21 protein-coding genes, 1 pseudogene and 1 riboswitch are annotated in these 23,234 nt (G+C 51.1%); of the genes and pseudogenes, 16 read left to right on the top strand and 6 right to left on the bottom strand.

Translation table 11 applies throughout. The annotated features are described in order from the left end of the window. Nucleotides 1-172 precede the first annotated feature (172 nt). The 5 genes from bglX (at nt 173) to NA624_RS15320 (ending at nt 6,396) form a co-directional block, all read left to right on the top strand. Complete coding sequence (gene bglX, locus NA624_RS15340) at nt 173-2,470, top strand: beta-glucosidase BglX (RefSeq protein WP_000871554.1); 2,298 nt, start codon at nt 173-175, stop codon at nt 2,468-2,470. Nucleotides 2,471-2,650: 180 nt separating this feature from the next. Beyond that, nucleotides 2,651-3,568, top strand: a complete 918-nt coding sequence (gene osmF / locus NA624_RS15335; protein WP_000155876.1) for a glycine betaine ABC transporter substrate-binding protein OsmF — start codon at nt 2,651-2,653, stop codon at nt 3,566-3,568. Between the two features lie 3 nt (nt 3,569-3,571). Further along, on the top strand, nt 3,572-4,741 hold the full coding sequence (locus tag NA624_RS15330) for an ABC transporter permease (RefSeq protein WP_001278110.1): 1,170 nt from the start codon (nt 3,572-3,574) through the stop codon (nt 4,739-4,741). Then, complete coding sequence (locus tag NA624_RS15325) at nt 4,734-5,681, top strand: ABC transporter ATP-binding protein (protein WP_000569166.1); 948 nt, start codon at nt 4,734-4,736, stop codon at nt 5,679-5,681. Before NA624_RS15330 ends, NA624_RS15325 begins: the two co-directional genes overlap by 8 nt. Then, a complete protein-coding gene (locus NA624_RS15320; RefSeq protein WP_000824854.1) occupies nt 5,665-6,396 on the top strand; it encodes an ABC transporter permease in 732 nt (243 codons plus the stop codon). Before NA624_RS15325 ends, NA624_RS15320 begins: the two co-directional genes overlap by 17 nt. Here the strand turns inward: NA624_RS15320 and NA624_RS15315 are convergent. Both NA624_RS15315 and mlrA read right to left on the bottom strand, forming a co-directional pair. Beyond that, entirely contained in the window at nt 6,377-6,484 is a 108-nt protein-coding gene (locus tag NA624_RS15315) for a protein YohO (RefSeq protein ID WP_001261696.1), read from the bottom strand. The genes NA624_RS15320 and NA624_RS15315 overlap by 20 nt on opposite strands. Before the next feature lie 59 nt (nt 6,485-6,543). Further along, nucleotides 6,544-7,275 (bottom strand): HTH-type transcriptional regulator MlrA, encoded by a 732-nt coding sequence (gene mlrA, locus NA624_RS15310; RefSeq protein ID WP_001240418.1) that lies wholly within the window; start codon nt 7,273-7,275, stop codon nt 6,544-6,546. A gap of 225 nt (nt 7,276-7,500) precedes the next feature. On the opposite strand from mlrA, the gene NA624_RS15305 reads away from it, so the two are divergent. From NA624_RS15305 to NA624_RS15295, 3 genes are read left to right on the top strand one after another with little or no spacing between them, the layout of a single operon-like run. Then, on the top strand, nt 7,501-9,186 hold the full coding sequence (locus NA624_RS15305) for a sensor histidine kinase (RefSeq protein WP_000272849.1): 1,686 nt from the start codon (nt 7,501-7,503) through the stop codon (nt 9,184-9,186). Then, a complete protein-coding gene (btsR, locus tag NA624_RS15300; RefSeq protein ID WP_000598637.1) occupies nt 9,183-9,902 on the top strand; it encodes a two-component system response regulator BtsR in 720 nt (239 codons plus the stop codon). Before NA624_RS15305 ends, btsR begins: the two co-directional genes overlap by 4 nt. Before the next feature lie 46 nt (nt 9,903-9,948). Further along, complete coding sequence (locus NA624_RS15295) at nt 9,949-10,416, top strand: DUF1456 family protein (protein WP_000950413.1); 468 nt, start codon at nt 9,949-9,951, stop codon at nt 10,414-10,416. A 56-nt stretch (nt 10,417-10,472) separates the two neighbouring features. Here NA624_RS15295 and NA624_RS15290 read toward each other — a convergent pair whose 3' ends face one another. The 3 genes from NA624_RS15290 to metG all read right to left on the bottom strand — a co-directional run bounded on the left by NA624_RS15290 (nt 10,473) and on the right by metG (nt 13,907). After that, a complete protein-coding gene (locus NA624_RS15290; RefSeq protein ID WP_001221797.1) occupies nt 10,473-11,003 on the bottom strand; it encodes a YehR family lipoprotein in 531 nt (176 codons plus the stop codon). Between the two features lie 171 nt (nt 11,004-11,174). Next, nucleotides 11,175-11,633, bottom strand: coding sequence for a YehR family lipoprotein (locus NA624_RS15285; RefSeq protein WP_000703136.1), 459 nt, complete (start codon nt 11,631-11,633; stop codon nt 11,175-11,177). A 240-nt stretch (nt 11,634-11,873) separates the two neighbouring features. Beyond that, the gene (gene metG / locus NA624_RS15280; protein WP_000195325.1) at nt 11,874-13,907 is read right to left on the bottom strand and encodes a methionine--tRNA ligase; all 2,034 of its coding nucleotides are present in this window, start codon (nt 13,905-13,907) and stop codon (nt 11,874-11,876) included. A gap of 164 nt (nt 13,908-14,071) precedes the next feature. On the opposite strand from metG, the gene apbC reads away from it, so the two are divergent. The 6 genes and pseudogenes from apbC to NA624_RS15250 all read left to right on the top strand — a co-directional run bounded on the left by apbC (nt 14,072) and on the right by NA624_RS15250 (nt 20,848). Beyond that, entirely contained in the window at nt 14,072-15,181 is a 1,110-nt protein-coding gene (apbC, locus tag NA624_RS15275; RefSeq protein WP_001005427.1) for an iron-sulfur cluster carrier protein ApbC, read from the top strand. Between the two features lie 277 nt (nt 15,182-15,458). After that, nucleotides 15,459-15,740 (top strand): YehE family protein, encoded by a 282-nt coding sequence (locus NA624_RS15270; protein WP_000760404.1) that lies wholly within the window; start codon nt 15,459-15,461, stop codon nt 15,738-15,740. A gap of 280 nt (nt 15,741-16,020) precedes the next feature. Beyond that, nucleotides 16,021-16,554: a fimbrial protein YehD gene (gene yehD / locus NA624_RS15265; protein WP_000830680.1), complete on the top strand. Its 534-nt coding sequence runs from the start codon at nt 16,021-16,023 to the stop codon at nt 16,552-16,554. A gap of 61 nt (nt 16,555-16,615) precedes the next feature. Continuing rightward, a complete protein-coding gene (locus NA624_RS15260; protein WP_000827110.1) occupies nt 16,616-17,296 on the top strand; it encodes a fimbrial assembly chaperone in 681 nt (226 codons plus the stop codon). Between the two features lie 28 nt (nt 17,297-17,324). Beyond that, nucleotides 17,325-19,810: pseudogene (locus NA624_RS15255) on the top strand (fimbrial biogenesis outer membrane usher protein). Nucleotides 19,811-19,825: 15 nt separating this feature from the next. Beyond that, a complete protein-coding gene (locus NA624_RS15250; protein ID WP_000825907.1) occupies nt 19,826-20,848 on the top strand; it encodes a fimbrial protein in 1,023 nt (340 codons plus the stop codon). A gap of 43 nt (nt 20,849-20,891) precedes the next feature. On the opposite strand, the gene rcnB is transcribed toward NA624_RS15250, so the two are convergent. Continuing rightward, on the bottom strand, nt 20,892-21,206 hold the full coding sequence (gene rcnB / locus NA624_RS15245; RefSeq protein ID WP_000837532.1) for a Ni(II)/Co(II) efflux transporter accessory subunit RcnB: 315 nt from the start codon (nt 21,204-21,206) through the stop codon (nt 20,892-20,894). Between the two features lie 281 nt (nt 21,207-21,487). Further along, a riboswitch (TPP riboswitch) is annotated at nt 21,488-21,584 on the top strand. A gap of 31 nt (nt 21,585-21,615) precedes the next feature. On the opposite strand from rcnB, the gene thiM reads away from it, so the two are divergent. Further along, a complete protein-coding gene (gene thiM, locus NA624_RS15240) occupies nt 21,616-22,413 on the top strand; it encodes a hydroxyethylthiazole kinase (RefSeq protein ID WP_001182171.1) in 798 nt (265 codons plus the stop codon). Beyond that, nucleotides 22,400-23,200, top strand: coding sequence for a bifunctional hydroxymethylpyrimidine kinase/phosphomethylpyrimidine kinase (gene thiD, locus NA624_RS15235; protein WP_000822248.1), 801 nt, complete (start codon nt 22,400-22,402; stop codon nt 23,198-23,200). Before thiM ends, thiD begins: the two co-directional genes overlap by 14 nt. Nucleotides 23,201-23,234 lie beyond the last annotated feature (34 nt).

Raw genomic sequence — 23,234 nt, 5'->3', positions numbered from 1 at the left:
GTATTCATTTGCCGCCTTGATACCATTTGCTGGCGGTTGCGTATTCGACTGTGCGGAAAATTAGGAGAATAACCTTCGCTTTCTTCTCCTCTCGCGTTTAGGCTTATGGCAAACTGCGGTTTTTATTCTGTTTTTACCGCCTCGTCGGGATAAAGATAAAGAGAGACTCAACATGAAATGGTTATGTTCAGTAGGTGTTGCTGTGAGTCTGGCGATGCAGCCAGCATTGGCGGAAAACCTGTTTGGCAATCACCCGCTGACGCCCGAAGCGCGCGACGCGTTCGTCACAGATTTACTCAAGAAAATGACTGTCGATGAAAAAATTGGTCAGTTACGTCTGATTAGCGTCGGCCCTGATAACCCGAAAGAAGCGATTCGCGAGATGATCAAAGACGGGCAGGTAGGGGCGATTTTCAATACCGTCACCCGCCAGGATATTCGTCAAATGCAGGATCAGGTGATGGCGTTGAGCCGCCTGAAAATTCCTCTCTTTTTTGCCTATGACGTGGTACACGGCCAGCGAACCGTCTTCCCAATAAGCCTCGGTCTGGCTTCTTCTTTTAATCTGGATGCGGTAAGAACCGTAGGACGCGTATCGGCGTATGAAGCGGCGGACGATGGTCTGAATATGACCTGGGCGCCGATGGTGGATGTCTCCCGCGATCCGCGTTGGGGGCGCGCCTCCGAAGGCTTTGGCGAAGATACATATTTAACCTCCATCATGGGCGAAACCATGGTGAAAGCGATGCAGGGCAAAAGTCCGGCGGATCGCTATTCGGTGATGACCAGCGTGAAACATTTTGCCGCCTATGGCGCCGTTGAAGGCGGTAAAGAATACAACACCGTGGATATGAGTTCCCAGCGTCTGTTTAATGACTATATGCCGCCTTACAAAGCGGGGCTGGATGCGGGGAGCGGCGCGGTGATGGTGGCGCTGAACTCGCTGAACGGCACGCCTGCGACGTCAGATTCCTGGCTATTGAAAGATGTCCTGCGCGATGAGTGGGGCTTTAAGGGAATTACCGTTTCCGACCACGGCGCTATTAAAGAACTGATTAAACACGGCACCGCGGCCGACCCGGAAGATGCGGTGCGCGTGGCGCTAAAGGCAGGGGTGGATATGAGCATGGCGGATGAGTATTACAGCAAATATCTGCCGGGTCTGATTAAGTCGGGCAAAGTGACGATGGCGGAACTGGACGACGCGACGCGCCATGTGCTCAACGTAAAATATGACATGGGATTGTTTAACGACCCCTATAGCCATCTGGGGCCGAAAGAGAGCGACCCGGTGGACACCAATGCCGAAAGCCGCCTGCATCGTAAAGAAGCACGGGAAGTGGCGCGGGAAAGTGTGGTACTGCTGAAAAACCGGCTGGAAACGCTGCCGCTGAAAAAATCGGGCACCATTGCCGTTGTTGGGCCACTGGCCGACAGTCAACGTGATGTCATGGGGAGCTGGTCTGCTGCTGGGGTCGCGAATCAGTCGGTGACGGTGCTGGCGGGTATTCAAAATGCCGTCGGCGACGGGGCGAAGATCCTCTATGCCAAAGGGGCGAATATCACTAACGATAAAGACATCGTCGATTTCTTAAACCTGTATGAAGAGGCGGTGAAAATCGATCCGCGCTCACCGCAGGCGATGATTGATGAGGCGGTGCAGGCGGCGAAACAGGCCGATGTGGTGGTCGCAGTGGTAGGCGAGTCGCAGGGGATGGCGCATGAAGCCTCCAGCCGTACCAATATCACCATTCCGCAGAGTCAGCGCGACTTAATCACCGCTCTGAAAGCCACCGGTAAGCCGCTCGTACTGGTATTAATGAACGGCAGACCGCTGGCGCTGGTAAAAGAAGATCAACAGGCCGATGCGATTCTGGAGACCTGGTTTGCCGGGACGGAAGGCGGCAACGCCATTGCCGATGTGCTGTTTGGCGATTACAACCCGTCAGGGAAACTGCCGATCTCCTTCCCGCGTTCGGTGGGACAAATTCCGGTCTATTACAGCCATCTCAATACGGGACGCCCGTATAATCCTGAAAAGCCAAACAAATACACCTCACGCTATTTTGACGAAGCGAATGGCCCGCTCTATCCGTTTGGTTACGGTCTGAGCTACACCACATTTACGGTGTCTGACGTCACGCTCTCCTCACCGACAATGCAACGCGACGGCAAAGTCACGGCCAGCGTAGAGGTCACGAACACCGGTAAACGCGAAGGGGCAACGGTCATCCAGATGTACTTACAGGATGTCACGGCGTCAATGAGCCGCCCGGTGAAGCAATTAAAAGGTTTTGAAAAAATCACCCTCAAGCCTGGCGAACGTAAAACCGTGAGTTTCCCGATTGACATCGAGGCGTTGAAGTTCTGGAACCAGCAGATGAAATATGACGCGGAACCCGGCAAGTTCAACGTCTTTATCGGCGTGGATTCCGCTCGCGTTAAACAAGGATCGTTCGAGCTACTGTAAGCCTGCCGTCAACAGGGCGTGATAGCTGCGCCCTGTCTGGCAATGACTTTTCCTGTCCCCCCTTTTATTACCAGTCACGTCACTTACACTGGCGGAAAATCCCAGGTTAAACGCAGACTTTTCAACTATGCTTTTTTCTCAAGTCTCTGAAAAAGGCCGTAAAAGGATGAGGAAAGCATCATGACGATCTCAAAGCTATGGGTAAGTTCGCTGGCGTTGCTGGCGACGGTGAGTTTACCTCTACAGGCGGCATCGCCCGTGACGGTCGGGTCAAAGATTGATACCGAAGGCGCGCTGCTCGGCAACATGATTTTGCAGGTACTGGAAAGCCACGGCGTTAAAACGGTCAATAAAATTCAGCTCGGGACCACGCCAGTCGTTCGTGGCGCGATTACCGCCGGAGAGCTGGATATCTATCCGGAATACACCGGTAACGGGGCGTTCTTTTTTAAAGATGAAAACGATCCGGCATGGAAGAATGCAAAGCAAGGCTTTGAGAAAGTCAAAAAACTGGATGCGGAGCAGAATAAGCTGGTCTGGTTGACGCCTGCGCCGGCAAATAACACCTGGACCATCGCGGTACGCCAGGACATCGCGGAAAAAAATAAACTCTCCTCGCTTGCCGATCTCAGCCGTTATCTGAAAGAGGGCGGCACTTTTAAACTGGCGGCGTCTGCGGAATTTATCGAACGGGCGGATGCGCTGCCGGCATTTGAAAAAGCCTATGATTTTACCTTGAATCAGAACCAGCTCTTGTCGCTGGCGGGCGGCGATACGGCGGTCACGATCAAAGCCGCCGCGCAACAAACATCCGGCGTTAACGCCGCGATGGCGTATGGTACCGACGGCCCGGTCGCCGCGCTGGGTCTGCAAACCCTGAGCGATCCGAAAGGCGTCCAGCCTATCTATGCCCCCGCGCCGGTAGTACGTGAATCGGTGTTACAGGCCTATCCTCAGATAGCCGACTGGCTGCAACCCGTTTTCGCCAGCCTTGATGAGAAAACGCTGCAACAGTTGAACGCCAGAATCGCCGTAGAAGGGCTGGATGCGAAAAAAGTCGCCGCAGATTACCTCCGACAAAAAGGGTGGGTGAAGTAATCTGTGAGTGATGCTGCCAAAAAAATCACGGTTAATCGTGTGCTGTTGCTGTTGGTTGTTCTGACCTTGCTTGCTGTCGCGCTGCCTTTCATTAATTACGCCCCGAATCGTCTGGTGAGCGGCGAGGGGCGCCAGTTATGGGAGATCTGGCCGGCGACCATCTGGATGCTGACTGGCGCGGGATGCGCGCTGTTTACGCTGTGCTTTGTACCCGGTAAACGCGGTAGCGTACTGACGCTGATGATGGCGCAGACGCTTTTTATTGTCATGCTGTGGGGAGTCGGCAGGGCGGCGACCCAGTTGGCGCAGGAGGGCAGTCCGCTGGCGCGTACCAGTCTGGGAAGTGGATTGTGGCTGGGCCTCGGTCTGATGCTGCTGGCCTGTAGCGATGCGATCCGCCGTATTACCACTGGGCCTCTGTGGCGCTGGTTGCTGCACGCGCAAATTGTCATTGTCCCGCTGGCGCTGCTGTTTTCAGGCACGTTCGACAACCTCTCGCTTCTAAAAGAGTATACCAATCGGCAGGATGTTTTCGATGCCGCGCTGGTGCAACATTTGATGTTACTGGCGGGCACGGTGCTGCCGGCGCTGGCGATCGGACTACCGTTGGGCGTCTGGTGTTATTTTTCCGCCTCACGCCAGGGGCCGGTGTTTACCGTGCTGAATGTGATCCAGACTATTCCTTCGGTCGCGCTGTTTGGCCTGCTGATTGCGCCGTTGGCCGGGCTGGTGAAACAGTTTCCGTGGCTTGCCGCATTCGGCGTCGCGGGAACCGGCATGACGCCTGCGCTGATAGCACTGGTGCTCTATGCGTTATTGCCGCTGGTGCGCGGCGTGGTCGCCGGGCTCAATCAGGTGCCGCGCGATGTGCTGGAGAGCGCAAGAGCAATGGGAATGAGTAGCGGCCAGCGCTTCAGGCATGTGCAACTGCCGCTGGCGCTGCCGGTCTTTTTACGTAGCCTGCGGGTAGTAATGGTCCAGACAGTGGGAATGGCCGTCGTCGCCGCGCTGATTGGCGCGGGAGGTTTCGGCGCGCTGGTGTTTCAGGGGCTATTGAGCAGCGCCATTGATTTAGTCCTGTTGGGCGTCATTCCGGTGATTGCGCTGGCGGTAGTGATCGACGCGCTGTTTGATTTATGGATCGCGTTTTTGAAGGGAGCAACCGATGATTGAATTTAACCATGTCAGTAAAACCTTCGGCGATCAACAGGCTGTTAGCGACCTCAATTTGCACTTTAGCGAAGGCAGCTTTTCGGTGTTAATTGGCACCTCCGGCTCGGGAAAATCGACCACTCTGAAGATGATTAACCGGCTGGTAGAGCATGATAGCGGAACGATCCGTTTTGCCGGGGAAGAGATCCGCAGCCTGCCGGTGCTTGAACTGCGCCGTCGCATGGGCTATGCCATTCAGTCTATCGGTCTTTTTCCCCACTGGACGGTGGCGCAAAATATCGCCACCGTACCGCAACTACAAAAGTGGTCGCGTGCGCGGATTAACGATCGTATTGACGAACTGATGGCATTATTGGGTCTGGAAAGCGCGCTGCGCGATCGCTATCCGCATCAGCTTTCCGGCGGGCAACAGCAGCGGGTCGGCGTTGCGCGGGCGCTGGCTGCCGATCCGCAGGTATTGCTGATGGACGAGCCTTTCGGCGCGCTTGATCCGGTAACGCGCGGCGCATTGCAGCAGGAGATGACCCGCATTCATCAGCTACTGGGACGCACCATCGTACTGGTGACGCACGACATCGACGAGGCGCTACGCCTCGCCGACCATCTGGTGCTGATGGACGGGGGCCACGTTATCCAACAGGGATCGCCGCTTTCTATGCTGACCTCGCCGGAAAATGATTTCGTGCAGGCGTTTTTTGGCCGCAGCGAGCTGGGCGTAAGGCTGCTTTCGTTACGTAGCGTAGGCGATTATGTACGCCGGCATGAACAGCTCAGCGGCGACGCGCTGGTGGAAGAGATGACGTTACGCGATGCGCTATCGATGTTTGTCGCCCGCCGGTGCGACGTCCTGCCGGTGGCGAATCAGCAGGGCGAGCCCTGCGGTACGCTCCATTTCCGCGATCTGCTTTCGGAGACGTCCCCCCGTGAAACGACTGTGTGATCCGCTTCTCTGGCTTATTGTTCTGTTCTTGCTTCTGCTGTTTGGATTGCCTTATAGCCAGCCGTTCTTCGCCGCGCTGTTTCCCGATTTACCGCGCCCGGTCTACCAACAGGAGAGTTTTGCCGCCCTCGCGCTCGCCCATTTCTGGTTGGTGGGCATCTCAAGTTTGTTTGCCGTCGTGGTGGGCGTCGGCGCAGGGATTGCGGTCACGCGAGAAAGTGGGAAGGAGTTTCGTCCCCTGGTGGAGACTATCGCCGCCGTCGGGCAGACCTTTCCGCCGGTCGCGGTACTGGCGATCGCGGTACCCGTCATGGGTTTTGGTCAGCAACCGGCCATTATCGCCTTGATCCTGTATGGGGTGTTGCCCATCCTGCAGGCGACCCTGGCCGGGCTGGGCGCGGTGCCTGCCAGCGTGATGAGCGTTGCCAGCGGTATGGGAATGAGCCGTCGCCAACAGTTGTATCAGGTTGAGCTGCCGCTGGCCGCGCCGGTGATTCTGGCGGGCATCCGAACCTCGGTGATTATTAATATTGGTACGGCGACCATCGCTTCAACGGTGGGGGCCAGTACGTTAGGCACGCCGATCATTATCGGGCTTAGCGGCTTTAATACGGCCTATGTTATCCAGGGGGCGCTGCTGGTGGCGCTGGCGGCGATCATTATCGATCGCCTGTTTGAAAGGCTGACGCGCGCGCTTACCCGGCACGCAAAATAAAACTGTAACCTGCCAGCATCACGCCGCCGATACCGCCAATAGCCATCAGCAGGAAAAGGGCGATCACCCCGATTTTCGCTACGCGCATTATGTACTCCTTATGTTAATAAAAGGAGTATACATTAAAGCTAATTTGTTAGCTGCTGTTTAAACGCCAAGGGGATGAATGTCGCGTCCCTGGGCGCGCCATGCCAGGAGTTGCTGCTGCTGCGCCAGCGTCTGGTTTTCTCCGCACCATACCAGTAACGTCTTGCCGTCAAACAGTTCCGGGCGGAACTGGCTAAGCGAGTGCGCCAGCACGTCGATTCGCCATCCCTGTTGGCTGGCGACCCAACCTTCCAGCCACAGGCGGGTGGTATCATGGATATTCCAGCCGATCACCAACGCATCTTTTCCCTGTTTCTTACGCGCAGACGCCAGGCAGAGCGCAATATAGTTGATCAGGATACCGTCAAGAATGCCGAGCAGCGCCTGAAGGGCGGGTTGTTGGCACTGTAATCGTCGCCGCAGGGGGACGAACAGGTTAGTGGTCAATGTCTGGGCTGGATAATCCTGACCGCGTTCTTTGACCCATAGCCGTAAACTGTGCAGATTACTGCTTTGCAGGTAGTGCAGCAGGATCTCCTGCTGTTCGCGCCAGCCGTTAGGTTGTTCGCTACTGTCGCTACTGAGCAGCACTTTGACTTTGCTGACCTGGACGCCGTTATCTATCCAGCGCTTGATTTCGCGGATTCTGTCGATATCGGCATCGTTAAACAGACGATGACCGCCATCCGTTCGCTGTGGTTTTAAAAGTCCATAACGTCTCTGCCACGCGCGCAACGTGACAGGATTGATATCACAAAGCAAAGCCACTTCACCAATTGTGTAAAGCGCCATCGTTTCACCCTTGCTCGCGAGGTCCCAGTTTAACTTTAGACGCTCTTTTACTAACCAGGAAGTTTTGCCTGTTTTTTATGCATTAAAACGCGAAGTAGCGGGTTGCGGCGCGGCGTTTTAAAAGTGATCGTATTCACGAATTCATATTTTTATGCAACAGTTCAAAGAAAGTTAATCGTACTCAATGTATGTTACGCGCTTTTAATTGAAGTGTGGTTTGCGGGTATGTACGAGTTTAATCTGGTGTTGCTGCTGCTTCAGCAGATGTGCGTGTTTCTGGTCATTGCGTGGCTAATGAGTAAAACGCGCCTGTTCATCCCGCTTATGCAGGTCACAGTTCGTCTGCCGCACAAGCTTCTGTGTTACGTCACGTTTTCTATCTTCTGCATTATGGGCACTTATTTTGGGCTGCATATCGAAGATTCGATTGCCAATACCCGCGCGATTGGCGCGGTGATGGGCGGCCTACTCGGCGGACCGGTCGTCGGCGGGCTGGTCGGTCTGACCGGTGGGTTACATCGGTATTCTATGGGCGGCATGACGGCGCTGAGCTGTATGATTTCCACCATCGTCGAAGGGCTGCTGGGCGGGTTGGTACACAGCGTTCTCATACGTCGCGGACGCCCGGACAAAGTGTTTAGCCCGCTGACGGCGGGAGCAATTACGTGTGTTGCCGAACTGGTGCAGATGCTGATCATTTTACTGATAGCCAGGCCGTTTGACGATGCCCTGCATCTGGTCAGTAATATTGCCGCGCCGATGATGGTGACGAATACCGTTGGCGCCGCGCTGTTCATGCGTATTTTGCTCGATAAGCGCGCCATGTTTGAAAAATATACCTCGGCATTTTCTGCTACCGCGCTGAAGGTCGCCGCGTCAACGGAGGGGATTCTGCGTCAGGGATTTAACGAAGTGAACAGTATGAAGGTGGCGCAGGTGTTATATCAGGAGCTGGATATCGGCGCCGTCGCCATCACCGATCGCGAAAAACTGTTGGCTTTTACCGGTATTGGCGACGATCACCATCTACCGGGCAAACCCATTTCATCAGGTTATACGCTGAAAGCGATTGAAACCGGAGAGGTGGTTTATGCCGATGGCAACGAAGTGCCGTATCGCTGTTCGCTACACCCGCAGTGTAAACTCGGCTCGACGCTGGTGATCCCGCTGCGTGGCGAAAATCAGCGAGTCATGGGCACCATTAAATTGTACGAAGCGAAAAACCGACTGTTCAGCTCAATTAACCGTACTCTGGGGGAGGGTATTGCGCAGCTTTTATCCGCGCAGATCCTGGCCGGGCAGTATGAACGGCAGAAGGCGTTGCTGACGCAGTCAGAGATCAAGCTGTTGCACGCGCAGGTGAATCCGCATTTTCTGTTTAACGCGCTCAATACCATTAAAGCGGTGATTCGCCGCGACAGCGAACAGGCCAGCCAACTGGTGCAGTACTTGTCGACCTTTTTTCGCAAAAATTTAAAACGCCCGTCGGAAATCGTCACGCTGGCGGATGAAATTGAACACGTGAACGCTTATCTGCAAATTGAAAAAGCGCGCTTTCAGTCGCGTCTGCAGGTACAGCTTGATGTTCCATCGACGCTTTCACGTCAGAAATTGCCCGCGTTTACGTTACAGCCGATTGTTGAGAACGCCATTAAACATGGCACGTCGCAACTGCTTGATATCGGCAACGTCGCTATTCGCGCCCGGCGCGAAGGGCAGCATTTGATGTTAGATATTGAAGATAATGCGGGACTGTATCAGTCTTCCGCCGGCAGTAGCGGGCTGGGGATGAGTCTGGTGGATAAACGTCTGCGCGAACACTTTGGCGATGATTATGGTATTAGCGTGGCCTGCGAGCCGGACTGTTTTACCCGAATTACATTACGACTTCCACTGGAGGAGGACGCATGATTAAAGTGCTGATTGTGGATGATGAGCCGTTAGCGCGGGAAAATCTGCGGATTTTGCTCCAGGGGCAGGATGACATTGAGATTGTGGGGGAATGCGCGAACGCGGTAGAAGCGATTGGCGCGGTACATAAGCTGCGACCTGATGTGCTGTTTCTGGATATTCAGATGCCGCGTATCAGTGGGCTGGAGATGGTAGGAATGCTTGACCCGGAACACCGCCCGTATATCGTTTTTTTGACCGCGTTTGACGAATACGCCATCAAAGCCTTTGAAGAACACGCTTTTGATTATCTGCTCAAGCCGATAGAGGAGAAACGGCTGGAAAAAACGTTACATCGTCTGCGTCAGGAGCGCAGTAAACAGGATGTTTCGTTGCTGCCGGAAAACCAGCAGGCGCTTAAATTCATTCCCTGTACCGGACACAGCCGGATCTATTTGTTGCAAATGGATGATGTCGCCTTTGTCAGTAGCCGTATGAGCGGCGTTTATGTGACCAGCAGTGAAGGTAAAGAGGGGTTTACCGAGCTGACGCTGCGCACGCTGGAAAGCCGGACGCCGCTACTGCGTTGTCATCGTCAGTTTCTGGTGAATATGGCCCATTTGCAAGAAATTCGGCTGGAGGATAATGGGCAGGCAGAGCTGATTTTACGCAACGGCCTGACGGTGCCGGTAAGCCGTCGCTATCTGAAAAGTTTAAAAGAGGCGATTGGCCTGTAAAAGACTGTTAGAATATCGTTTTGCCATAGAAACGACCGAAGGCCTCATGCTGAGTAACGATATTCTGCGTAGCGTGCGCTACATTTTAAAAGCTAATAATACCGATCTGGCGCGCATCCTGGCGCTGGGTAACGTTGATGCTACGCCGGAGCAGATTGCAATCTGGTTGCGCAAAGAAGAGGAAGAGGGGTTTCAGCGTTGCCCGGATATCGTGTTGTCCTCATTTCTCAATGGCCTCATTTATGAAAAACGCGGCAAAGATGAGGCGGCGCCTGCATTGACGGCGGAACGTCGTATCAACAACAATATTGTGCTGAAAAAGCTGCGTATTGCCTTTTCGCTAAAAACAGATGATATCCTGGCGATACTTACCGGTCAGTTGTTTCGTGTCTCAATGCCAGAGATCACCGCGATGATGCGCGCGCCGGATCATAAGAACTTCCGCGAATGCGGCGATCAGTTTATGCGTTATTTTCTGCGCGGTCTGGCGGCCCGTGAACACGCGGCGAAGTAATTCTGCGGTATTGTTCCCGGCAGCGTCCTGTCTGACCGGGAAAACGCATTATTATACTAATTGATTCTATGATACCCGCTCTCTTCCAACAGCTTCTGCGAGCGAATCATTGACAGATAGTGCGCGGAACAGTTGTCAATTGATGATCCTGGCAATTTACAGAGGTCGCTCATTTTTGCCTGGGTAAAATCAATATTCACATATTCCGTAGCATAGCTATCATAATAGTCGATTCGCTCAGTCAAACCCGGTATACCCTGATAAGAGTCGCTGACTTGACTTAGCATTTTTTGTGCTTCTTCTTTATTATTGGCTTTCAGGATCTTATAAAGTATTTTATTTTCAGATGCTTGACGTAAAACGATATCCCCTTTGTAGTAATAGGTTAACTTGATTTCAATACCGTTGAGATTACCTACATAGCGTTGTGTTTCCTCTGACTCTTTGTTAGCGGCTATCTTTTTGATAAACGCTGTCATGTTATTTTGCTTTCCCTGGAGAGTATCGTTTTTCTGATCGCAGCCAGTTATGCTAACCGATAGAGAGAGCGCGAATAGTGGCAGCGCCATAAGGCGTAGAATCCGCATAACAATTCCTTGTCGTTAAGTATTGGTGTAGCCAGGAATTCAGGGATTATAGGCTTTGGCGAGGGGACTTACAGCGAGGCTGTCTTTTTTCGGAATTCATAAAGAAAAGACGCTGCCGAAGCAGCGCCCTGAGCGACTTTATCAGTCGATGCAATACATTATGCCTGCCAGTTATTTCGCTTCTTTAAAACCAGCAGCTTCCAGCAGCGTCTGGGTTTGTTTCATGCTGATACCTTTGCTGGTATCGCCGGACACCATTGTCCCAGAGATTCCCTGTAACGCTTTAAAGTCCACTTTTTCCATATCCACAGAGACGTTTTCCTGGGCATAGGTATCTTCATAGGTTAATTTTTCTTCTACTCCGGCGATATTTTTATATTTCGCGCTCAGCGGATCGAGAATTTTGGCGGCATCTTCTTTCGTTTTAGCGCCTACAGTGGCATAGCTGATTTTACTTTCAGACGTCTGCTTAATGATTTTGTCACCTTTATAGGTGTAGGTAATTGAAATTTCTGTCCCCGCCAGGTTTGCGTTAAAGGTCTTTGATTCTTCTTTATCGCCACAGCCAGCAAGAGAGAACACCAGTACGGAAGCCAAAGCCGCGGACAATAACTTGCCAGAAATTTTCATCTAAAACTCCATTTTATATAATGATTGGGTTTTTAAAATAATTTCAATGAATTAATTTAACCCAGTAATAGCAATGTATCAGGGAGGGATAGAATATGACTTTTAGCCGTTATTTAGCAGTCCGGATATGGAGTCTTAGCGCTATTGCTTATTAAGGAAAAAGTTAAAACGCGCGGAGGGGGCGATATGCCAGTCAGGATTAAGCGGTTAAAAAAGCCGGAGCATGCTCCGGCTTGTTGCTTATTTCACCTGCTGGCCAGGCTTCGCGCCCTCATCAGGGCTTAACAGGAAGATATCTTTCCCGCCAGGGCCTGCGGCCATCACCATTCCCTCGGAAACGCCAAAGCGCATTTTGCGCGGCGCGAGGTTGGCGACCATTACCGTCTGGCGGCCAATCAGCGCCTGCGGGTCCGGGTAGGCGGAACGAATGCCGGAGAAGACGTTACGCTTCTCGCCGCCCAGATCCAGCGTCAGACGCAGCAATTTGTCAGAGCCTTCCACAAACTCGGCGTTTTCAATCAATGCTACGCGCAGGTCAATTTTGGCGAAATCGTCAAAGGTGATGGTTTCCTGAATCGGGAAGTCGGCTAACGGGCCGGTAACCGGCGCAGCTGCGGCTTTCACCTCTTCTTTAGACGCTTCAACCAGCGCTTCAACTTGCTTCATGTCGATGCGATTGTAGAGCGCCTTAAAGGTGTTGACCTTGTGACCGAGCAGCGGCTGTTCGATGGCATCCCAGTTCAGTTCGCTGTTCAGGAAGGCTTCAACGCGTTCAGAAAGCGTCGGCAGTACCGGTTTCAGATACGTCATCAGCACGCGGAACAGGTTGATGCCCATCGAGCAAATGGCCTGCAGGTCAGCGTCGCGGCCTTCCTGTTTAGCCACCACCCACGGCGCTTGCTCGTCAACATAACGGTTAGCGACGTCGGCCAGCGCCATAATCTCACGGATAGCTTTGCCGAATTCACGGCTTTCCCATGCTTCGCCAATCACCGCAGCGGCGTCAGTAAAGGTTTTATACAATTGCGGATCGGCCAGTTCAGCCGCCAGCACGCCGTCGAAACGCTTATTGATAAAACCGGCGTTACGCGAGGCCAGATTGACTACTTTATTGACGATATCGGCATTGACGCGCTGGACAAAGTCTTCCAGGTTCAGGTCGATGTCATCAATGCGTGAAGAAAGCTTCGCGGTGTAGTAGTAGCGCAGGCTGTCGGCGTCAAAGTGTTTCAGCCAGGTGCTGGCCTTAATAAAGGTGCCGCGCGACTTAGACATCTTCGCGCCGTTCACCGTCACGTAACCGTGAACGAACAGGTTGGTCGGCTTACGGAAGTGGCTGCCTTCCAGCATGGCAGGCCAGAACAGGCTGTGGAAATAGACGATGTCTTTGCCGATGAAGTGGTACAGCTCGGCGTCGGAGTCTTTTTTCCAGTACTCATCAAAACTGGTCGTGTCACCGCGCTTATCACACAGATTTTTGAAGGAGCCCATATAGCCAATCGGCGCGTCCAGCCAGACGTAGAAATATTTGCCCGGTGCGTTCGGGATTTCGAAACCAAAATACGGCGCGTCGCGGGAAATGTCCCACTGCTGCAGGCCGGATTCAAACCACTCCTGCATTTTATTCGCCACCTGCTCCTGCAGCGCGCCGCTGCGGGTCCACGCCTGCAGCATTTCGCTAAATGACGGCAGGTCAAAGAAAAAGTGCTCGGAGTCACGCATTACCGGCGTCGCGCCGGACACCACGGATTTCGGCTCGATAAGTTCGGTCGGGCTGTAAGTTGCGCCGCACACTTCACAGTTATCGCCGTACTGGTCCGCGGATTTACATTTCGGGCAGGTGCCTTTCACAAATCGGTCCGGCAGGAACATGCCTTTTTCCGGATCGTAGAGTTGAGAGATAGTGCGGTTCTTAATAAAACCGTTCTCTTTCAGGCGCGTATAAATCAGCTCGGACAGCTCGCGATTCTCGTCGCTGTGCGTTGAGTGGTAGTTGTCGTAGCTAATATTAAAACCGGCGAAATCGGTCTGGTGCTCCTGGCTCATTTCACCGATCATTTGCTCCGGCGTAATACCAAACTGCTGCGCTTTCAGCATGATCGGCGTGCCATGAGCGTCATCGGCACAGATGAAGTTAACCTCATGGCCGCGCATTCGCTGGTAACGGACCCAGACATCAGCCTGGATGTGCTCCAGCATATGGCCGAGGTGGATAGAGCCGTTGGCGTACGGCAGCGCGCACGTTACCAGAATTTTCTTCGCGACTTGAGTCATAGTGGGTATTACTTCTTCTGTTGTAAAAAAGGGCTTTGATAGTACCAAAATGGTAATTACTGCGCCAAGCGATAAGGGCATTTATCCGTAAATGAATAATTGTTACCGCTGGAGTAAACTACAAAGTTACAATCGTACTTTTCAGAACTACAAAAGGAGTCGGGATGAACGAACAATCCCAGGCCAAATCACCAGATACCCTGCGAGCGATGGTCGCCGGGACGCTGGCGAATTTTCAGCACCCAACCCTGAAGCATAACCTCACCACGCTTAAGGCGTTGCACCACGTCGCCTGGATGGATGATACGCTGCACGTTGAGGTGGTCATGCCGTTCGTCTGGAACAGCGCGTTTGAGGTCTTAAAAGAGCAATGCAGCGCCGATCTGTTACGTATTACAGGCGCAAAAGCGATCGACTGGAAACTGTCGTACAACATTGCGACGCTGAAACGCGTCAAAAATCAGCCTGGCATTAATGGCGTGAAAAACATCATTGCCGTGAGCTCCGGTAAAGGCGGGGTGGGTAAATCGTCCACGGCGGTAAACCTGGCGCTGGCGTTAGCGGCTGAAGGCGCAAAGGTCGGGGTTCTCGATGCCGATATTTACGGCCCGTCGATCCCAACCATGCTTGGCGCAGAAGATCAGCGCCCGACATCGCCAGACGGTACGCATATGGCGCCGATTATGTCTCACGGCCTGGCGACCAACTCGATCGGTTATCTGGTGACTGACGATAACGCGATGGTATGGCGCGGCCCAATGGCCAGTAAGGCGCTGATGCAGATGTTGCAGGAGACGCTGTGGCCGGATCTGGATTATCTGGTACTGGATATGCCGCCGGGAACCGGGGATATTCAGCTAACGCTGGCGCAGAACATTCCTGTAACCGGCGCGGTGGTGGTGACTACGCCGCAGGATATCGCGCTAATCGACGCCAAAAAAGGTATCGTGATGTTCGAGAAGGTGGAAGTGCCGGTGCTCGGCATTGTGGAAAATATGAGTATGCATATTTGTAGCAATTGCGGCCATCACGAACCGATCTTCGGCACGGGCGGCGCGCAGAAGCTGGCGGAAAAATACCATACTCAGCTTCTGGGTCAGATGCCGCTGCATATTAGTCTGCGCGAAGATCTCGATCGCGGTACGCCGACGGTGGTTAGCCGTCCGGAGAGCGAATTTACCGCGATCTATCGCGAACTGGCCGATCGCGTTGCGGCACAGCTTTACTGGCAGGGTGAAGTGATTCCGGGAGAAATCGCCTTCCGCGCGGTGTAATCCTCCTGACGTATTCTAAAGAGAATATGGCATTCACTGTATTAATATATATTGATGCAGTGAATGTATTAATGAAATAATAGCCCCCGCATTGTTAATTCCTGCTTAAACAGACAGGCGTTTATCTGAAATAATCGGCAAAAACATTATTTGAATTGATCACACCTATCCTACTGATTTATTTTTTCAATTGGTTTTAAGGTATCGATACGTTCATACTGCACATCAGGACGGCCTGCATACTGTTTGACGTTCACCAGAGGAACAATTGCTCACTATGAAAAAATATTTGCTGATGGGAATTATAGTTTCGGCTTATGGGATAAGCGTACCCGTTTTTGCCTCCGACACCGCAACATTAACCATCAGTGGAAAAGTGACCGCGCCAACGTGCAGTACAGAAGTGGTAAACGCACAGTTGCAGCAGCGTTGCGGCAACACTATCCACGTTTCAACGCTGCAAACACCCGCCGCTACGCCGATGAGAGGTGTGACAACGCAGCTATACACGGTGCCTGGTGATAGCACCCGACAGATTGTTGTTAATCATTACGACTAATTTTTATTAATTCCGCAGGCCCATATCATTGATATCAATGATATGGGCTTTTTTTTATTTGTTGTGTTTATATTTAAGGGCAGTAAATTTCGGAAATTAATAAGTTTACAAAATAATGATAAGCAATGATTATTTGTTGCAATTATATTGCAATCTGTAAATTGTTTTAAATCAACAAAACATCGTGTTTACATTGCGATAACCTCCTGTCTATGAGAATTTTCTTTGCAAGGGTTAATAACTCTTAACAAATAGAAATTACTTCATTAAGGAAGAGATTATGAAACGTTCACTTATTGCTGCTTCTGTATTGTCTGCTGTATTTATGAGCGCTGGGGCTTTTGCTGCTGATGAAGATATGGGTGAATTAAAAATCAACGGAGAAGTGGTAGGAACATCCTGTACGTTCGAAGGCGCAAATAGCGCGACTATTGAATTATCCCAGGTAGGTGTTGATAGATTGACTGACTTAAACCCTGGCGATATATATACAGGATACACTAGTCCAGAAGCGATTTTAAAAGTAAAATGTTCGAATACAGCTAATCCACGAATTAGTTTTAACCGTTCTCAATTTGTGGATAATATGCAAATCACCAAAAATAATGCTACTAATAATGGCGCGGGCTTCGCTGTTTATCTTGATGGTATTCAGGTGAAACCTGATGAGTCGGGGAATTACACTCTGAATTCAAGTAAGTTTGAAAATGGTGTATATACCCTGAACTTTTCTGCCCGCTATGCCGCCGTTGAAAATACTGTAACACCAGGTTCTGTTGAATCTGTACTGACAATGACGGTATTAACTGATTAACAATCTTTTTTTGGCGGCTAAGCTTTTAGCCGCTTGTATCTCTTTTATAAGGTTATCGGCCATGAAACGGATGATTGCATTATGCCTGGCTTGTGCCGCTATGCCTGCGTGGAGCGGCATTTATATATATGGTACACGTATTATTTATCCGGCGCAGAAAAAAGATATTACCGTACAATTAATGAATGACGGTAAACGAAGCTCACTCATCCAGGCGTGGATTGATAACGGTGATACCAGCCTGCCGCCAGAAAAACTACAGGTTCCATTTATTATGACCCCACCTGTAATTAGAGTCGCGGCAAATTCAGGTCAGCAATTAAAAATAAAAAAACTCGCTAATAACTTGCCTGGCGATCGTGAAAGTCTTTTCTACCTCAATGTACTGGATATTCCACCAAATTCAGACGAGAACAAAGATAAAAACATCATTAAATTTGCGCTACAAAACCGGATAAAGTTGATCTATCGTCCACCGGGGGTACAGAAAGTCGATAAAGCAACATTTTCCCGCTTGCAGTTGCTTCGTGCGCCAGGGAGTATTAGCGTGAAAAATAATTCCGCAAACTGGATCACTATTTCAGAAGTTAAAGCAAAAAGTAAAGTAAATAAAGAAACCTTATTGCTGGCTCCATGGTCATCGCAGAGTATCACCACAACGGCAGTTGTAAATAGTTATACCGTGACGCTAATTGATGATTCTGGGAATTATTTAAACGAGACTATCAAAATAGAAAATTAAAAGCGGGGAATTAACCTAAGGATAGATAATGGAAAAGTTAAACGCCATCACGCTGTCACTTTTTGCAGCGTTGCTTACTTCACCCGCCTGGGCTGAAGAAGAAACATTCGATACTAACTTTATGTTCGGTGGGTTGAAAGGTGAAAAGGTGTCCCGTTATCAGATTGATAGCACCAAACCCATGGCTGGCGTTTATGAGATGGACGTTTATGTCAATAAAGAATGGCGTGGAACTTATGAGGTTAATATTCAGGATGACCCCGATAGTACCTGTATTTCTCCGGATCTGATCGCCAGCCTGGGAATTAAATTTACCCCGCAGAGTACAACAGTAGAAAATGAATGTATTGCGCTGAAAACGGTGGTTCATGGAGGTAGTGTTTCTTATGACACTGCCGCTTTTAACCTTTATCTGAGCGTCCCTCAGGCTTATGTGTTGGAATATGAAGCGGGCTATGCGTCTCCAGAGACATGGGACCGTGGAATTAACGCTTTTTATACATCGTATTATGCCAGCGAATATTACAGCCATTATAAAAGCGGCGGTAGTGAGAAAAATACTTACGCAAATTTTGTCAGCGGATTGAATCTGCTTGGATGGCAATTACATTCTAACGCTAATTTTTCCAAAAGTGACAATTCAGCTGGCAAATGGCAGAGCAATACTCTGTATCTGGAACGTGATTTCCCGGCGGTACTGGGGACAATGCGTCTGGGGGAACAGTACACTAGCGGGGATATGTTTGATACGGTGCGCTTTCGCGGGGTGCGCTTCTGGCGTGATATGCAAATGCTGCCGCACTCTAAGCAAAATTTCGCTCCGGTTGTGCGTGGCGTGGCGCAAAGTAACGCCCTGGTGACGGTTGAACAGAATGGCTTCATTGTTTATCAAAAAGAAGTTCCGCCTGGCCCCTTTGTATTTGAAGATCTTCAGCTGGCAGGGGGGGAGCCGATCTGGACGTGAGCGTTAAAGAGGCTGACGGTACTGTTTCACGGTTTATTGTTCCGTATTCTTCCGTTCCCAATATGGTGCAGCCCGGCGTAGCAAAATATGATTTCGCCGCCGGACGAAGCAGAATTGAAGGAGCCTCTCAGCAAACTGATTTTCTCCAGGGAACCTATCAGTACGGGGTCAATAACCTGCTAACGTTGTATGGCGGAACGATGTTAGCCAGCGATTATCGCTCATTTACCCTTGGCACCGGGTGGAACACGCTGATTGGCGCGGTATCTGTCGACGGTACGTTGTCTCATAGCAAGCAGGATAATGGCGATGTTTTTGATGGGGAAAGCTACCAGATTGCCTGGAATAAATATCTCCCGCAATCAGCCACCCATTTTTCTCTGGCAGCATATCGCTACTCATCACGTGATTATCGCACTTTTAACGATCATGTCTGGGCTAATAACCGGGACAACTATCGTCGCGATGATGACGATATTTATGATATTGCAGATTATTATGAGAATGACTTTGGGCGTAAAAATACTTTCACTCTCAATATTAATCAGACGCTACCCGATGGGTGGGGATATTTTACTGCCAGCGCCCTGTGGCGCGACTATTGGGGGCGTAGCGGTACAGGCAAGGATTATCAGTTAAGCTACAGTAATACCTGGCAGCGGCTCAGTTTTACGCTATCGGCAACCCAGACTTATGACAGCGATAACCGTGAAGATAAGCGCTTTAATATCTATTTATCGATTCCCTTAACATGGGGAGTAAAGGAGAATGGGGGGAATCGTGATATCCATTTATCGAATTCCACCACCTTTGACGATCAAGGTTATGAGGCGAATAACACCAGCCTTAGCGGCACGTTCGGTAATCGCGATCAGTTTAATTATACGACTAACCTCAGCCAGCAGCGACAGGAACACCAAACGACATTCGGGGGATCAGTAACCTGGAACGCCCCGCTGGCGACGGTCGGCGGCAGTTACAGCCAATCCAATCAATATCATCAGGTGGGCGGAAATATTCAGGGAGGGCTGGTTGCATGGGCCGATGGCGTGCATTTAGCCTCTCGCCTTAATGATACTATCGCGATTATTAACGCGCCGTACCTGGAAGGCGCGGCGGTGCAGGGGCGTCCCTATTTACGTACCAATGCAAAAGGTTATGCCGTATTTGAAGCATTGACGCCATACCGGCAAAATTTTATCTCTCTTGATGTCTCCGAGAGTGAAAGTGATGTCGCTCTGCTGGGAAACCGTAAAGTTACAGTGCCTTATCGCGGAGCCGTAGTGGTGGTTGATTTTGAAACAGAGACCAGTAAACCTTTTTATTTCCTGGCGCGGCGCGCAGATGGCGAGCCTTTAACGTTTGGTTATGAAGTGGAAGATGACGAGGGAAATAATGTAGGACTGGTAGGTCAGGGGAGCCGGGTATTTATTCGTACTGAAAAGATTCCCGTTTCGGTAAAAGTCGCAACAGATAAACAACAGGGTCTTTTCTGTAAGATCACTTTTGATAAACAGATTGATGAAAATAACGTTTATATTTGTCGGTAATCTTTAGGTGACGCCATGAAAAGACTACTATTTTTATTAATAATGATGCAGTTTACGCAGTTGGGTTACGCGGCGTGTAATGCGACCTTAACCAACACGAAGGATTATACGATTCAATCCGATAGCTTAATGCTGGGGGGGGAGGAGTCAGCCATTATTACAAATGGTTTCACTGATGCCAATTGTTCTAATAGTGATGTTGTGACTAAATTAGAGACATCCGATCATATTATTGGTATGGGGCCGAATGATAGTGTTAAGTTAAAATTAAAAGTTGAATGGCAAAGCAGTAGTGCGATAAATATGCGTAACCAAAACGGTGTAATTGAAGCCCCCTATAAGATAACGATTTCAGAAATAAACTCACTGGAGGCGGTGACTGTGTCTGCCAGGGGGGGATACTCGGTTACGATAGATAATATAACGGTGATGTCGGGTGCAAAGAATCAATGGAGCGGTAGCGATTGGGTGGTATTTATTTTAAAATATATTGGCTGTTGGGGGAATAGAGAGTGTGTTGCGAACGTTATCACTGATCTGAATGGGAAAGGCGTTTATAAAGCCAATTTAACGATAAATTACAACCGTAAAGAAACTACCTGCGCCCCCCAGAATCTCACCATCACGCTGGACCCAGTGCCTATAACTAAACTCCGCACTAAAGGAGAGGTTAGTGAATTTTCTAAGCAGGGTGATATTATTCTGGATTGCAAAAATCAGGTACGGAATGCGATGCTGACATCACGGCAAATAGCGGTGAATCTACGTAGTGATTTAGTCTGGGATGAGAATGAAGCAGTCCTGAAACCGGATAACGATAATGGCGTTGGGTTTATCTTAAGAGATTCAAATCGGAGCCTGCTTAAAATAAACAAAGGAGCAGCGATAAACAGTATTTTCAAAACCTATGCCAAAGGCAGTGCAGTGAATTCGGTGGAAGCTATTCCTGTCTTTGCCACATATTATGTTCTTGATCCTGCAAAAGTTAAAGCGGGGCCATTACAATCGAAAGCATTAATCGTGGTATCTTATAATTAATTTTATGCTGTACGCACTCTTTATACAAAGAGTGCGTATATCATTATCGATGATAAAAAATCTCGCCATCATAGGCTTTGATGATTTTTCCATCGGTATCGTTAATCAGTACATACGCGCCGCCCATATAGGTCCAGTGAGTACCGGCAGCTGGCGCGGGCAGATTACGTAATTTCCACTGTTTAATATTATACTCATCGGTGCGGTACATCTGCGGAACGGTATCGCCGGGCTTGAAGTGGGTGAAGTCGGCGATAAAACTTTTTAACTCATATTGATCAATGCCCGTTGTCGCGGGGGCGGCCCATGCAAAACTGGTTGCAAGCAACAGCGCGCAAGGCAGCAACTTACTTTTCATACTTTTACCCTCCACATATGCGGGTCAGTTAACATCGTGTGTATCATTTCTGCTGGTGGCGTATCTGACAAGCGCTATTTTGTTATCTCACGCCCCTTTTCGTAAAAAGTGTAAACGAAAGCGTCGTGCAGCAACATATCCGCCAGCAAGTTTGCCAGAACCGAATAGGTTTTGAGAACTATCTGATAACGCTGAAATTATCGTCCGCCGTTGGCTGTAAATTTACATTGTCTGGCGCAGACAGTATGCTTAATAGCGAAACCCCGCTTAACACGGTGGGGCTTGACGACTCGGGGTGCCCTTCTTTGTGAAGGCTGAGAAATACCCGTACCACCTGATCTGGATAATGCCAGCGTAGGGAAGTCTGACACTGCTCGTGTCCCTTCTTCACGCGGGCAGGAGCTGAACCATGCAGCCTGACCTGCACTGCCGCACGCTTGCGGCGCATACGTTAAAACACTTTCGCGCGCTCTCCCCGCTTACGCACTGTATGACGAATGACGTCGTACAAACGTTTACCGCCAATACGTTGCTGGCGCTGGGCGCTTCACCCGCCATGGTGATTGATCCTGTCGAGGCCAGACCGTTTGCCGCCATCGCCAACGCCTTGCTGGTTAATGTCGGAACATTAACCGCCTCACGCGCTGAAGCGATGCGTGCGGCGGTAGAAAGCGCTTATGATGCCAAAACGCCGTGGACGCTTGATCCTGTCGCAGTAGGCGCGCTGGAATTTCGTCGGCGATTTTGCCTGGATCTCTTGTCCCTGCGCCCGGCGGCAATACGCGGCAACGCCTCGGAAATCCTGGCGTTATCCGGCATGGCGCTGGGCGGACGCGGCGTAGATACCACCGAGGCGGCGTTGGCCGCACTGCCTGCGGCGCAGGCGCTGGCGCGTCAGATAGACTGCATCGTGGTGGTCACCGGCGAGGTAGATTACGTCACTAACGGTCAGCGCACGCTGAGCATTCCCGGCGGCGATCCGTTAATGACTCGCATTGTAGGCACCGGCTGCGCGTTGTCGGCGGTCGTCGCCGCCAGTTGCGCGTTACCGGGCGCCGCGCTGGACAATGTCGCGTCGGCCTGCTGCTGGATGAAACTGGCTGGACAGACCGCGGCAGAGCGTAGCGAAGGACCGGGCAGCTTCATCCCGGCTTTTCTTGATGCGCTCTATCATCTGGATGTAGAGGCGGCCAATGAAGAGAATTAACGCGCTGACGATTGCCGGTACCGATCCCAGCGGCGGGGCCGGTATCCAGGCGGATCTCAAGACCTTTTCCGCGCTGGGCGCATATGGCTGTTCGGTCATCACCGCGCTGGTGGCGCAAAATACCTGTGGCGTACAGTCGGTGTACCGGATAGAGCCGGACTTTGTCGCCGCTCAACTTGATTCCGTGCTCAGCGATGTGCGCATTGATACCACGAAAATCGGGATGCTGGCGGAAACCGATATTGTCGAGGCCGTGGCGGAACGACTACAGCGCCATCATGTACGTAATGTGGTGCTGGATACGGTGATGCTAGCGAAAAGCGGCGATCCGTTGCTCTCGCCCTCTGCGATAGAAACATTACGCGTCCGGCTGTTGCCGCAGGTATCGCTGATTACGCCTAATTTGCCGGAAGCCGCAGCGTTGCTGGATGCGCCCCATGCGCGTACGGAACAGGAGATGCTGGCGCAGGGGCGGGCGTTACTGGCGATGGGGTGTGAAGCGGTATTGATGAAAGGCGGGCATTTAGAGGATGCGCAAAGCCCGGACTGGCTCTTTACCCGTGAGGGCGAGCAGCGTTTTAGCGCGCCGCGTGTGAACACCAAAAATACGCATGGGACGGGCTGTACGTTGTCGGCGGCGCTGGCGGCGTTACGGCCCCGGCATCGCTGTTGGGGAGAGACGGTAAACGAGGCGAAGGCATGGCTTTCGGCGGCGCTGGCGCAGGCGGACACGCTGGAAGTGGGGAAGGGCATTGGTCCGGTACATCATTTCCACGCGTGGTGGTAGTATACTGCCTACAGACCCGTCGTCAGGAAAGATA

This window comes from Salmonella sp. NW38 (assembly GCF_051807745.1).
Taxonomy (GTDB): Bacteria; Pseudomonadota; Gammaproteobacteria; order Enterobacterales; family Enterobacteriaceae; genus Salmonella; species Salmonella enterica.
The sequence above is the reverse complement of the archived record's forward strand: the minus strand, read 5'-3'. Positions and strand labels throughout refer to the sequence as shown.